This is a genomic window from Paeniglutamicibacter sp. GQ140, assembly GCF_059759235.1.
On the sequence record NZ_JCAXDW010000007.1, the window covers coordinates 68,843 to 82,023 of the forward strand.

The 13,181-nt window shown below is 61.2% G+C and carries 9 protein-coding genes; 8 read left to right on the top strand and 1 reads right to left on the bottom strand.

All coding sequences use genetic code 11. The features are described from left to right. Positions 1 to 29 precede the first annotated feature (29 nt). Positions 30 to 2,090, top strand: a complete 2,061-nt coding sequence (locus AC6CHY_RS11745) for an acyltransferase family protein (RefSeq protein ID WP_498226803.1) — start codon at positions 30 to 32, stop codon at positions 2,088 to 2,090. 85 nt (positions 2,091 to 2,175) lie between these two features. Here AC6CHY_RS11745 and AC6CHY_RS11750 read toward each other — a convergent pair whose 3' ends face one another. Beyond that, positions 2,176 to 3,402: a CDP-glycerol glycerophosphotransferase family protein gene (locus tag AC6CHY_RS11750; protein ID WP_498226804.1), complete on the bottom strand. Its 1,227-nt coding sequence runs from the start codon at positions 3,400 to 3,402 to the stop codon at positions 2,176 to 2,178. 131 nt (positions 3,403 to 3,533) lie between these two features. Between AC6CHY_RS11750 and AC6CHY_RS11755 the strand changes: the two genes are divergently transcribed. The 7 genes from AC6CHY_RS11755 (at position 3,534) to AC6CHY_RS11785 (ending at position 13,097) form a co-directional block, all read left to right on the top strand. After that, positions 3,534 to 4,922 carry a stealth family protein gene (locus AC6CHY_RS11755; RefSeq protein ID WP_498226805.1) on the top strand — a complete coding sequence of 463 codons (1,389 nt, stop codon included), beginning with the start codon at positions 3,534 to 3,536 and terminating at the stop codon, positions 4,920 to 4,922. 123 nt (positions 4,923 to 5,045) lie between these two features. Then, entirely contained in the window at positions 5,046 to 8,561 is a 3,516-nt protein-coding gene (locus AC6CHY_RS11760) for a CDP-glycerol glycerophosphotransferase family protein (RefSeq protein WP_498226806.1), read from the top strand. Positions 8,562 to 8,653: 92 nt separating this feature from the next. Further along, complete coding sequence (locus AC6CHY_RS11765; protein ID WP_217390510.1) at positions 8,654 to 9,217, top strand: YceD family protein; 564 nt, start codon at positions 8,654 to 8,656, stop codon at positions 9,215 to 9,217. A gap of 2 nt (positions 9,218 to 9,219) precedes the next feature. Next, complete coding sequence (gene rpmF / locus AC6CHY_RS11770) at positions 9,220 to 9,423, top strand: 50S ribosomal protein L32 (RefSeq protein WP_007273166.1); 204 nt, start codon at positions 9,220 to 9,222, stop codon at positions 9,421 to 9,423. A gap of 9 nt (positions 9,424 to 9,432) precedes the next feature. Then, the gene (gene rnc / locus AC6CHY_RS11775) at positions 9,433 to 10,134 is read left to right on the top strand and encodes a ribonuclease III (RefSeq protein ID WP_217390465.1); all 702 of its coding nucleotides are present in this window, start codon (positions 9,433 to 9,435) and stop codon (positions 10,132 to 10,134) included. A 3-nt stretch (positions 10,135 to 10,137) separates the two neighbouring features. Next, positions 10,138 to 11,055 carry a bifunctional DNA-formamidopyrimidine glycosylase/DNA-(apurinic or apyrimidinic site) lyase gene (gene mutM, locus AC6CHY_RS11780; protein WP_498226807.1) on the top strand — a complete coding sequence of 306 codons (918 nt, stop codon included), beginning with the start codon at positions 10,138 to 10,140 and terminating at the stop codon, positions 11,053 to 11,055. Between the two features lie 161 nt (positions 11,056 to 11,216). Then, positions 11,217 to 13,097, top strand: coding sequence for a glycosyltransferase (locus tag AC6CHY_RS11785; RefSeq protein ID WP_498226808.1), 1,881 nt, complete (start codon positions 11,217 to 11,219; stop codon positions 13,095 to 13,097). Positions 13,098 to 13,181 lie beyond the last annotated feature (84 nt).

Consider the following 13,181-nt stretch of genomic DNA (forward strand, 5'->3'; position numbering starts at 1 on the left):
TGTTCCGCGACTGCAACCAACAGGAGATTATGAGCACCCCCCAGCCAACGCACTTCAGACGAGATATCCAGGGCTTGCGCGCCATAGCCGTCGGCCTCGTGGTCATCTACCACCTGCTGCCGCAGAGCATCACCGGCGGATTCATCGGCGTCGACGTCTTCTTTGTGATCTCGGGCTTCTTGATCACTTCCCATCTCATCAAGCATCCGCCGCGCAAGCCGGCGGAATTTGGCAACTTTTGGTTGCGCCGGATCAAGCGGCTCATTCCGGCGTCGATGTTGGTATTGTTTTCCACCGTTGTCGCGGTACGCGTCTTGGCTCCGGAGTCCTTTTGGCGGGACAACACGCTCCAGTCGATTGCATCGGCGTTCTATTCGCAGAACTGGTACCTGCTCGCCACAAGCGTTGACTATATGGCCGAGGACAATGCACCCACGGCGGTTCAGCATTATTGGTCGCTGGCGGTCGAGGAACAGTTCTACCTGCTGTGGCCCCTGTGCATCGCCGCCCTTTGGTGGTTTGCGGTCAGGAAGAAACTCATTCCCAAGCGAATCGTATTGGTCGGTGTTGCGCTGATTGTCGTTCTGTCCAGCGCCTATTCGATCTACCTGACTTCCGTGGAACCCGGGGTCGCCTATTTCTCCACCTTCACCCGTGCATGGGAACTGGCCCTGGGAGCAGTGGTGGCCCTGGTCCCCACTCCGCGGGAGCGCTTCAGTTCCTCGCTTGCGGGCGCCGCGCTTGCCTGGGTGGGCATTGCCGGGATTGTCGGCGCCGGCATCGCATACGATTCGTCCACGCCGTTTCCCGGCTACCAGGCGGCGCTGCCCGTCGTGGGGACGGCGGTGGTGATCTGGGCTGCCGCGACGTCGCGCTATTCGCCGACCACACTGCTTTCCTCCAGGCCCTTCCAGTTCCTGGGGGCGCACTCCTATTCGATCTACCTGTGGCACTGGCCGATCCTGGTCTTGCTGCCGTTCGTTTCCGGTCCCTTGGGCACCCTGGATCTGGTGGCCGTGGCGCTGGCAACCATCGCGCTGTCGATGCTCACCAAGAAATACGTCGAGGACGCCTTCCGCAAGACACTTGACGTCTCGCCCCTGGTGACGCCCCTGCGGTTCCTGGTCGTCGCCACGGCATCCGTTGCCTTGGTGGCCGGAGGCGTCGCCGCGGAAGCCCACCTCCGGGAGCAGACGGCCAATGTTTCACTCGAGGCGGCACTGCAGGGATCCATTCCCTGTTTCGGTGCGGCGGCGCTGCCCGATCGAAATGGCGCATGCCAATACCAGCCGAAGAAGGAACTGATCCTGTCTCCGGCCCTGGCAAAGGACGACAAGTCTGCTGCCTATGCGGATGGGTGCTGGTCCACCGAACCGTACGAAAAGAAGCCGACGTGCACCTACGGAACCGGCAAGACCAAGGTCGCGCTGGTTGGAAATTCCCATGCCGGGCATTGGCTTCCGGCACTTGAGGAAATGGCCGCCGAGAAGGACTGGACCATCACGACCTACCTGGTGTCGCGGTGCAATCCGACCGAGGCCCCGTTGAAGTTCGACGCCGAAGTCAAGTCCCAAGGCTGCGCCGACTACGGCAAGTGGGTCCTTGACCAGACCGCCCACGGCCAGTTTGACCTGATCATCACCTCCGAACGGCAATCGGTACCGGTGCTTGGCCATTCCATGGCCACGACCGAGGCACCCGCCCGTGATGGCTACGACGAGTACCTGGATCAATGGACCGCCTCGGACACTCCGATCGTGGTTATCCGCGACACGCCCTATCCGGGCGCCACGTTGCCGAACATCCCGGACTGCGTGGCCACGGCAACGAACGCCAATGCGCAGTGCTCGGGGAGTTCCGACAGGTGGGAGTGGATGGATCCCCTGGCGGAGGAGGCAATGGAACGCGCGCACGACAACGTGGCGGTTATCGACCCCACAAGATACTTTTGCCAGGAGGGCACCTGCCCGGCAGTGATCGGCGGTGTCGTCGTGTACTTCGACGCCTCCCACATCACCGCCACCTACGCCAAGACGTTGACCCCGTTCCTGGAAAAGGATCTGGACCAGGCGTTGCGCAAGATCACCTAGCGGCCAGGCATACGACCCCCGGGAGTCAAGACCGGTGCGGTGAATGCTTCCGCACCGCGTCGCGCCTGGCGATCGCCGCGGCAACCTAGGCCTGGGTAGCGGCGCCGCTGACGGCGATTGCTGCCGCGATGAACCTGTCCGTGGCGCGGCCCAACGCGGGATCACCGAAGACGTCGTCGCGCAGCGATCGTTGCCGCGCGGAGGGACCGCCGGCGGCCATGCGGGCAACCGTGTCCAAGGTATCGCGCATATTCCCTTCGAGCAGGTCCTCGGCTGCCTCGTCCAGCGACAGGGCCTGCTCCGGGTCCAGTTCCCGGATCATGGGTGTATCGGTGCTGTGCAGCAGCATCAGGGGCCTGTCCAGCCCGATGGCATCCATGGCCATGGCCGAAATATCGCACACGACGACCTCCGAGCCCCTGATGCTCAGTGAGGAATCGCCCGCTACCTCGACGCGGTGCCCGGCATCCTTGTCCCGGGCGGCGGCCGCTTCGATGGCTTTTTCAATACGGGAAAGCTCCCGGCGGGCCGTTGCCGACCACGTGCCGGTTTTGGGGTGTGGCCGAAACACCACACTGAAACGTCCGTCCGCCAGCATCGCCTCGACGAGGCCGGCCCCCACAGTGGTGATTGACGAGTAGGCCATGCTTTTCCCGTCGCCCTCCCAGGTCGGCGCGTACAGCACTCTGGTGCGCCCGGCGGGGGAGTGCACCGGGGAACCCGCAGCGGGGACGTCGAGTTGGGGCCTGCCGATCTCGACGAGCTTGGCAGGGTCAAAGCGGGGGATGCCCTCCAGGATGCGGGTCCGGGCGGCACGGCCCGCAATGAAGGCAAAGTCATAGGCCTTGAGTTGGTTGGAGACCATCGACGACTTTTCGCTTTCGCCGTGGCTCAGGTGCACGTGGGCCGGGCCGCTGATCCGCAGCATGGTGAAGTTGGCCTGTGAGTTGTTGACATAAAAAATGCCGGAGGTGCCCCACGATGCCAGGCTCGCCTCGATGCGCTCCATGGAGCGTGATAGAAGGACCGGCAGTCCGGTTCGCTGCGTGACCAGTTCGGCCGTGAGCGCGTTCATCACCACCAGGCACACGCCGTGCCCGCTGCGCTGGAGGGCCTCAAAGGGCGCCAGCCACTGTTCAAGTTGGTAGCTCTGCCCGGGACCTTCAGCAAAGAAGACCACGAAATCAACGGTCTCCGAAGGTCCGGGCAAGTTGTTGCGAAGAGTCCTGGCCACCCTTTTCTCGACGGCAACGGCGTGGATTTTTCTGGACATGAGTTGGGACTGTCGCAACACGACTTCGAAGGTGCTCACCGGTCCATCCTATGTGCGTCTTCGGGGGAGCCTGCGCCCGGATGTCGGAACCTGCCAGGGAAAATGAATAGACTGGTGGGGCGGCAAACGTACCTGCGCGCGTTAGATTCGATACCTCGAAGGTTGTGTTTATGTCTCTGGAGTCCGGTTGGAAAGGCCGAGTTGCCACCATGGTTCCGCCCGGCTTCTGGCGACGGTCCATCGAACTCCTGGACCGCAAGACCCCCACTTCCGCCCTCTCCATTGCGGAACTTAGGCGGGTGCAAGGGGTCGCCTTTTCAGGCAGCGGACCCGGGTCCGCACATCAGCTCCGGTGGACAGGCGGCAGACCACAGGTCCATGTTGGCGAGCGCGACGCCTCGGCGCTGCGTCCCGCATTGATGTCCGCCGGCTGGGTCCTGGAGCCGATCGCCAAGGACGCACTGCCCCCGGGAGCGGTGACCGGTTGGAGCTGCGCGACCAGGTCCCAGACGGGTCGCCGCAAGGACCTCGTCGAGGCGATCGGGGTGCACCTGTTGGTTGTCCCGGATGGCAGGAATCCGGCCGAGAAAAACGTCCTGGAAGTGGCCGAACCCATTGACCTGGTCTACACGTGGGTAGATGGGGCCGACGAAGAGTGGCAACGGCAGCGGCGTGAAGCCCAGGCAATGATAACGGGCAACCTCCTACCAACCGCTGACGACCAGGCAAGGTACGCCTCGCATGACGAATTGCGCTATTCACTTCGATCGGCCGAGGCATTCCTTCCCTGGGTCAACCACATCTATGTGGTCACTGCGGGGCAGCGCCCCGAATGGTTCAACGTCGAGGATCCCAGGATCACGCTCGTGGACCACCGCGAGATCTTTGCCGACCCCGATGCCCTGCCGACCTTCAATTCACACGCCATCGAGTCGCAGCTGCACCGGATCCCCAATCTGTCCGAACGTTTCGTCTACGTAAACGACGACGTGTTCTTTGGACGTTTGCTGGGACAACAGGTCTTCTACACGCCAACGGGCTATCCGAAGTTCGCACTCACCGACGCGAGATTCGATCTCCCGGAGGCACAGAACCTGCCGGTCAACGTCGCGGCCATGAACAACAATCGGCTCTTGGAAGCCGCCTTTGGCAAATCGGCCGCCCACAAGTTCAAGCACGTCGCCCATGCGCAACTCAAGTCGACCTTGACCACCATCGCGCAGCGACACCCAATGGAAACCGACCGGACAGCCAGGGCACGCTTCAGAAGCGATACTGACCTGTCCATTCCCTCGGCGCTTGCGCACTACTACGGATGTGCCTTGGGCGCGGCGTTCCCCGCGGAGATCGACTACCAATACATCGACCTGGGTTCGGAACAGGTGCACCTCAAGCTGGCCAGACTGTTCCTGCAAGAACGTCCCCAGATGTTCTGCCTGAACGAAGTTAGTGTCCATGAACATCAACATGCTGATCGCACCTCGACGGTGAAGGAATTCCTGCAGCACGTGTTTCCGTGGCCGTCCTCCTTCGAAATCGCCAGTGAAGGCGGCAGCTAACGTGGGCAACAACGGGGTCGTAGCGGGATCCATGGCAGATTGTCCGGTGCCACTCCACCCCAGGCGGATGGCGAGAGCGCTCCTCCCCGCCCCACAGATTTTTCCTGAACGAAAGGTTGCTTTGTGAAGCAAACACCCAAGACCTTGGCCGGCATGGTCCAGGACCTGTATGGAAAGCGCATCCACCGGAAGGACGCCCAACGGAAATCCCGGGCGCTCAAGGGCTCGCTTTCCCTGGAGGTCAGCCAAGAGGGGCGTTTTCTCCGGGTCCGTTCGGCGACGAGCCAAAAGCCGCTGGGATTGAGTGTGCTTCACGGCAGTGCGGTCATCGAGCGCATCGCGTTTGACTCCGTGGAAGACGCGGGCACGGATGCCTACCGCGCCACCGGCTCCATCGACCTCGCCTCCCTGTGCGAACAATGGAAAGCGCTGGCCCCCGGGCTCGTGGGGGAGCCCGAGGAGGAAGCCGACGCGGTGGACGGCATCGTCCGAGTTTGCCTTGAATACGAAGGCGAAATCGGCGCACTCCCACTCGGCGTGGCCGCGGTCGAGATCGCGGCAGTTGAGGGAACACTGACCCGCGCCGAGGTCAATGAGTTGGTGGATGAAGGCTCGAGCGAGGTGGGGGAACCTGTGCGGTACCATCGGGTGCTGGGTCGCGCCGCCCGCACCGAACTGGACGCCCTCGAAGGACATGAAGCACCGGAGGGGCTCGCCCGCCCCTACGTCAACAAGCGCGGCGAGCTCGTGATTGCCATGAACCGCGAGATCCGGCACAGTGTCACGCTGCGCACCGACGCCATTTCCGTTGTCGCCGGAAACCTGCAGCTGTCCGGGGTTGCCTACAGCCGGAGTTCGCGTCTGTCGTCCGCACGCCTCCTGGTCCTGGGGCGGCGAAGCGGCCAGGAGTTCAGCGGTGCCGTTGACCTTCGGTTGATGCAGGAACAGACCAGCCTGCGCAACGGATTCGGCAGGTACACGTGGACAGCCAAAGCCGCCCTTGCCGATGTCGACTGGGACAAGATCGAGTCAACGGACAACTTCGACCTCTACCTCGAATTTGGCGTCCAGGGCGTCGACGAACCGAAGCGTGTGCGCGTGGCCAGGACTCCGTACGCGATCCGCGCCACCACCCGCGCCGGCGACGTCACCCGCGACGGCAAGACACTTGTCGTCAATCCTTATTACACGTTCAAGGGCAAGGCAACCTCCCTGATTCTTGAGGTGATTGACGAGGCCTCATTCAAGGTGCTCCAGGACTTCAGCCCCGCCAAGCACCTGTTGGCCAGCCGTGGACGCAGGCCCCTCTGGCTCATCGGGGAACTGCCCTACAAGGCCCAGGACAATGGCTACCACTTCTTCCGTTACGTCCGGGAAAATCACCCGGAAATAGACGCCTACTACGTCATAGACAAGGCCTCGCCGGAATTCGAGAACGTCTCCCGGTTTGGCAATGTCATCGGCTACCAGTCGAAGGAACATTTCGAGATCGCCCTGGCCGCGGATCGCATCATTGGGTCGCACCACCCCGATTATCTGTACCCCACGCGCCATCCGTCATTCCTGGCGAAGTCACGCGCCGGGAAGGTCTTCCTGCAGCACGGCGTCATGGGAACCAAATGGATGGTTCCCAACTACGGAAAGAAGTCGGCCGGCTTCCAGACAGACCTGTTCTGTGTTTCTTCCGAGCGTGAGAAGTCCTATATCGTCAAGGACTTTGGCTACGATCCCGGCGAGGTGGTTGTGACGGGCCTGCCGCGCTTCGATGCGCTCTTCGACACGGACGTGCCCGTCCAACCCCGACAGGTCTTGATCATTCCCACGTGGAGGGACTGGCTGCAAGACGAAGAATCGTTCCTCGAGTCCGACTACTTCCAGCAGTGGAACGAATTCCTGCATGATCCGGCACTGGCCGGCTTGGTGCGGGATCAAGAACTTGAACTGGTCTTCTGCCTGCACCCGAACATGCAGCACCTGAGGTCATTCTTCGCCGGAGCGCCGGTCCGGATTGTCGGGCAAGGCGAAGTCGACGTGCAGTTCCTCATGAAGCAAAGTGCGGCAATGGTCACCGACTACTCGAGCGTTGGCTTTGACTTTGGTTTCCTTGACAAGCCCGTCCACTACTTCCAGTTCGACCGTGACCGGTTCCTGGGCCCATTGGGATCGCACCTGGACCTGGATCGCGAGTTGCCCGGGCGGATCTCATTTACGCGCGAAGCGCTGATTGAATCCCTGGCTTCCACGGTTGGGCGCGGGATGAAGATGGAAACCACCTACCATGACCGCGCATCCAAATTCATCGTGGCCCGTGACCGCGGCCATTCCGCCCGCGTCTTCGAAGCCATCCGGGAGATGCACGTGCCGCTGGTCGACATCAAGGATCCGCGGGAAAGCGAGTTGGTTGATCGCGCACAAATACGCTTCCGGAACAGCCGCTTCTATTTCCCGCTGATGAAGCGCATGCAGGTGCTCGCCGGCAAGCTGCCCATGGACAACAACCTCGTCGTCTTTGAAGCCGGCCTCGGCAAGCAGTATGCAGACTCCCCGCGCTACATCTACGAGGAAATGCTCCGGCGCGGGGACACGCGCAAGAAGGTCTGGATCTACTCGGGAACCCATGGGTTCACCGACCCAAACACCACGACCGTCAAGCGCCTGTCGCCGGCATACTTCTGGAACCTGGCGCGCGCCAAGTACTGGGTGGTTAACCAGAACCTGCCCTCCTACATGACGCGGCGCAAGAACGGCGTCTATGTCCAAACCTGGCACGGTACTCCGCTCAAGCGGATGCTCAACGACATCGAGGACATCCACGGCCGCGACGACGGGTACCTGGACCGGGTGACGCGTGCCATCGGCCAGTGGACCCACCTCCTGTCGCCAAGCCCCTACGCGACCGAGGCGATGCGCAGCGCCTTTGCATACAAGGGACCGGTCCTGGAACTGGGGTACCCGCGCAACGACCCCTTGCTGCGACCGGAGTCGCGGGTGCGGGCGCAGGAAGTCAAGACCACCCTGGGGATCCCCGAAGGCCACAAGGTCGTGCTCTATGCGCCCACGTTCCGTGACGATGCCAGCAACGGCAAGGGACGGTTCACCTTTGAGCTGCCCTTCGACCTCGAGGCCTTTGACAAGCGCTTTGGGGAAGACACCGTGCTGCTGTTGCGGATGCACGTGCTGGTCAGTTCCGGGCTCCAGATTCCCGAGGAGCTGCGGGGGCGGATCGTCGACGCTTCGGCCTATCCGGAGATCCAGGACCTGTACCTCGCCAGCGATGTCCTGATCACCGACTACTCGTCGGTGTTTTTCGATTTCGCGCTGCTGCGCCGGCCGATCATATTCTTCGCCTACGACCTTGAGAACTACCGCGACAACCTGCGTGGTTTTTACCTGGACTACGAAAAGGAACTGCCTGGACCCATTGTCACCGAAGAGGAGCAACTGTGGTCAACCCTCAGAAGCGCCCTCGACGGTAAACTGGACGAATCCGGACCCAGCGATGGATTCATTTCACGGTTTGCGCCTCATGACGACGGAGAATCAGCAGGCAGGGTGGTCGATGAAATCTTCGGCACCGGGGCTCCTGTGACGCAACGCTCTATCCTCAGTGGTTTTGGCTCCCGTCGCAAACCGCGCTAGGATGTAATGTCGGTCTATGTTCTACAGGAGTCATCATTAGCGAAAAGCGTTCAGATCGTTCGTCGTCACACGACATCGATCGCAGTTCGCCCCTGGTTTTCTTAACCAAGGATCTTGGGCGAAGCCCCGGAAACATGACGACCCTTGATGAGGTGGTCGCCGCACCAGCTGAAATCGGTGTGGCACTCATCGGAGTCCGTGAAGGATCAGAAGTTGATCTGGATCTGCGATTCGAAGCCGTGCACGAGGGCATTCTGGTCTCCGGAACCGCCACTGTTGAAATCAGCGGTGAATGCGGACGGTGCTTGGAAGCCATGGCGTACGACTTCGATGCCGACATTCAAGAACTTTTCTACTACGAGGGCTTACACGAGTTCACCGAAGAAGAAGAGCTTGACCAGTACCAGGTTGTAGATGATCGAATTGATCTCGAACCGGTGCTCCGGAATGCAGTGGTGACCGCACTGCCGTTCCAACCGGTATGCCGGGAAGACTGTGCAGGGCTTTGCTCCGAATGTGGAAAAAGCCTGAATGAGGATCCTGAGCATCACCATGAGGTCTTGGATCCTCGTTGGGCAGCGCTTGCCGGGCTGACCGACATCGTCGCAGAGGACGCGACACAGAGTACACATTCAGTCGAGAGAGAAGAGAAGTAGCCGTGGCTGTCCCGAAGAGGAAGATGTCCCGCTCAAACACTCGCGCCCGTCGCGCCCAGTGGAAGGCAACCGCGCCTACCCTGGTGAAGACCATGGAAAATGGCCGCGTCACCTACAGCCTGCCGCACCAGGCAAAGGTTGTTACGGATTCCGCAGGCACCGAGCTGTTCCTTGAATACAAGGGTCGCAAGGTCGCAGACGCGTAAGTCTGTCTGATGCCTTCAACAGAAGAGCTTTTGAAGCGTCTCGGGGTCACTATTGACCCCGAGACGCTTCGTCTTGCCCTCACACACCGTTCCTACGCCTACGAGCATGGTGGCATCCCCACCAACGAGCGCCTGGAATTCCTGGGAGACTCGGTCCTCGGCTATGCCGTCACCGACCACCTCTACAAGAACTACCCGGACCTGCCCGAAGGCGACCTGGCCAAGCGTCGTTCCGCCGTGGTCAGCACCCGTGCACTGGCCGGCATCGCCCGCTCCCTCGGCGTGGGCGAATTCATCCTGCTGGGCCAGGGAGAAATCCTGACCAATGGCAAGGACAAGTCGTCAATCCTTGCCGACACCATGGAATCCCTGATCGGTGCAACGTTCCTCAACCACGGGATCGAAGTTGCCCGGGACATGGTCATGCGCATGGTCCTGCCATTGCTGCACGACGTCGATGTGCTGGGAGCCGGCACCGACTGGAAAACCGCCATCCAGGAGATTGCCGCAGCCAAGAAGCTGGGAATCATCGAGTACCGCGTCACGGGTTCCGGCCCGGACCACGCACGCACCTACGTGGCCGTGCTTCACATCGGCGGCACACCCTACGGCCAGGGGAGCGGACCTTCCAAGAAGGAAGCTGAGCAGGAATCGGCCGCGGCGACCTGGAAAATGGTTCGCCCGCAGGACGACACCGCCAAGGCCAAATAAGCAATGCCCGAACTGCCGGAAGTCGAGGTGGTTCGACGCGGCCTGGACGACTGGGTCGTCGGCCGGACCGTCGAATCGGTCCAGGTCGTGGATCCGCGTTCAGTTCGCCGACACGTCGAGGGCCCAGCCGACTTCGCCGCGAGCCTCACACACACCCGCATCGGCGCCGCCGTACGCCGCGGAAAATTCCTGTGGCTGCTCCTGGACGGATTGCCCACGCCGAGCGCTCTGGTGGCCCATCTGGGCATGAGCGGGCAGCTGTTGGTGGAGGATCCCGCCGCGCCGGACGAGAAGCACCTCAAGGTCCGCCTCGGGCTCTCTCCCGTGGCCGCCAAGCCCAACCAACTGCGTTTCATCGACCAAAGAATCTTTGGCGGGATGTTTCTCTCGCACCTGGTGCCCACCGATGACCAATTTCCCGGGGGCATGGGTTCGGAGCTGCCGTGGGTTCCACAAGCCGCGGCACACATTGCCCGCGATGTCTTGGACCCCGCATCCACGCCCGAGGCCCTCTACCAGGCCTTGCGCAGGAAAAATACCCAGCTCAAGCGCGCCATTCTCGACCAACAGGTGATTTCCGGTGTGGGGAACATCTATGCGGACGAGGCACTCTGGGCTGCCAAATTGCACGGGCTGCGCTCCACCGCAACGATCCGCCGACCCGACGTGGCGCGTCTTCACGCTGCCCTCGTCGAGGTCATGGGACGTGCCCTGGATGCCGGCGGCACCAGCTTCGACTCACTGTATGTAAACGTCAACGGTGCCTCCGGATACTTCGACAGATCGCTCAACGCCTACGGCCGCGAGGGCAAGGATTGCCCCCGCTGTGCCGAGGAAGGCCTGGTCTCGGTGATCAGGCGGGATCCCTTCATGGGACGCTCCTCCTACAGCTGCCCCAGGTGCCAGCGCAAGCCACGCTGATGTCAATGCATCGCTTGTAGGTCCCCGAATCTTCAAGCACCGAAGGCCCGCTAAAATGCGCACATGCCTTCTCTTCTGCATCGGGAACGCCCTTCACCTGCCATACCTGCCTGTGCCGGCGATTGGAATTATGCCCGCCCGCGTTGGGTAGGATTGACGACATGACTAGAACCCCCCACTTTCTGGTAAATACCCTTGCGCTCAAACGTGGAGGGCTCGTAAAGGCAGTTCGTGAACGTGCCAATGCCCTCGCCGCGGAAGGGACAACGCCGGAAGTCAGCATCGCGGTCCTGGCCGGACAGCCCCGCTTGCAGGTGGATGTCGAAGAACTCAAAAGGGACGGTCATCTGCATCCAGGGGTGAGCGCCTACAGCATTCTGTACACGCTGGATCCATCCACGACAGACGAACGCTCGCCCTACGTCATTGAGGAAGGGCCGGACGTTACGACCTTCCCCACGGGTAAAACGGGCAGGGAATTTCGGTACTTCCGCAACGGGGTCTATGAACAGTACGTGCGCTTTGATGCGCAGGGCCGGATAGAGGTCGTCGAACACTTTGACGAGGCCAGGTTCCGCTACCGGCGAGACGAGATGGACGAGGTTGGTGCCGTCGCGAGGAGCCTTACCTATCAGCAGGGCAGCCCGAATCCCACCGTTCAACGTTTCTTCGGCCAGGACGGCAAGTGCTTCCTGACCATTTGGCAGAAGGCCGGCGACCCGAAGTGGGGTGCCTCGTTCCTCCATGGCGAGAATCCGCGTGCATTCGCCACGATGGGAGGGCTGTACAAGTTCGCGTTCGAGCGCCAGCTCGAAAAGGACGAGGCCCCGGCCATTGTGTCCGAATTCCGCGAGAACCTTCCCAATCTTCCCAAAGAAAACGTTGATGACATTGTCGGATCAATCAAGCACCGGAACATCCTCAAGGTCATGACAGCCCACAGCAATCATTTGCAGCCGCCATACGTCTCGGGTTCCGGGACCAGTCCCAACTGGACCAGAGCCGGAAAGAACCTGGACTCATGGGACCAGCTGGTATTGCTGACCGAGGCCCAGAAGAAGGACATGACCGAGGAATTCGGACACGATGAAATCATGAGAGTCATCGGGCAGGTAGCACCCGCGGAATCGACCCACTCTGCGGAAGTCGATCCCTACAGGATCGTTCTCGTCGCGAGAATCCACGCCAAGAAGCGGCTGGACGAAGCCATGAGGGTATTTGCGCATGTTTCCGCCGTGGAACCACGGGCGAGAATGGAAGTTTTCGGCTTTGGATACAAGGATGCCGAGGAAGACAGCCTTGCTGATCTCATCGATGAACTTGGCATAAAGGATGGCGTCAGGTTCATGCCCTTCACAAACAAACCGGAAGAAATCTACGGTGGGGCGTTAGTGACGCTTTTGACTTCAGTATCGGAGGGATTCCCCCTGATACTCCTTGAAAGCATGGCACATGGAGTACCCGTGGCAGCCTACGATGCCAATTACGGGCCACGGGATGTCATCGTTGACGGCCGAAGCGGCTTCCTCTTACCGTTCGGCGAAAATCGGGCACTGGCTGACAAAATTCTGGCGTTGATGAAGGATCCGGCGATGCGAAATGACATGGCCGTTGAATCCAAGAAGACTTTGCAGCGATTCAGCAAGGACAAGTTCGTCAAGAATTGGATGGACGTGCTCAACGCCGATCCACGGCCAGACCGGATCGTCGGGAAGACCATTGGCCCGATCGTCACCGAGATCCGGCCCGGTGGTGGCGATGACCTGGAATTCGTACCCAGCAGTTCGTTTGGCGCAGATTTGAACCTGATTCTTGTGGAGCGCGACGCGATCGAGGGGACATCGGCGAGAACAAGCGAGGCGGGCACGTGGATGTTTTCCTTGGGTGAAAGCGCGCCGGGAACGATCCTGGACGCTTTCGCCTCCACAAATGGTGGCACGACTCGAAAGCGCGTCGCCTTCGGTGACCTGAAAGCAGCAACGATTTGTGGTTGGCGAAGCTACCGTACCCTGCACGGAGGCCTATCGCTCAAGCGCGTATAGGGGCATGCCGGGCGGCGGGACAACCAGGTCACTATTGGCAAACTGCCGCCCGGAGGCTGTGGTGCGCGGCGTTTTCTCATGGCC

Excerpts from the sequence above, each read along its gene's own strand:
- rnc (WP_217390465.1), top strand. The coding sequence starts at position 9,433 with ATGCCTTCAACAGAAGAGCTTTTGAAGCGTCTCGGGGTCACTATTGAC.
- AC6CHY_RS11755 (WP_498226805.1), top strand. The coding sequence starts at position 3,534 with ATGTCTCTGGAGTCCGGTTGGAAAGGCCGAGTTGCCACCATGGTTCCG.
- mutM (WP_498226807.1), top strand. The coding sequence starts at position 10,138 with ATGCCCGAACTGCCGGAAGTCGAGGTGGTTCGACGCGGCCTGGACGAC.
- AC6CHY_RS11785 (WP_498226808.1), top strand. The coding sequence starts at position 11,217 with ATGACTAGAACCCCCCACTTTCTGGTAAATACCCTTGCGCTCAAACGT.
- AC6CHY_RS11745 (WP_498226803.1), top strand. The coding sequence starts at position 30 with ATGAGCACCCCCCAGCCAACGCACTTCAGACGAGATATCCAGGGCTTG.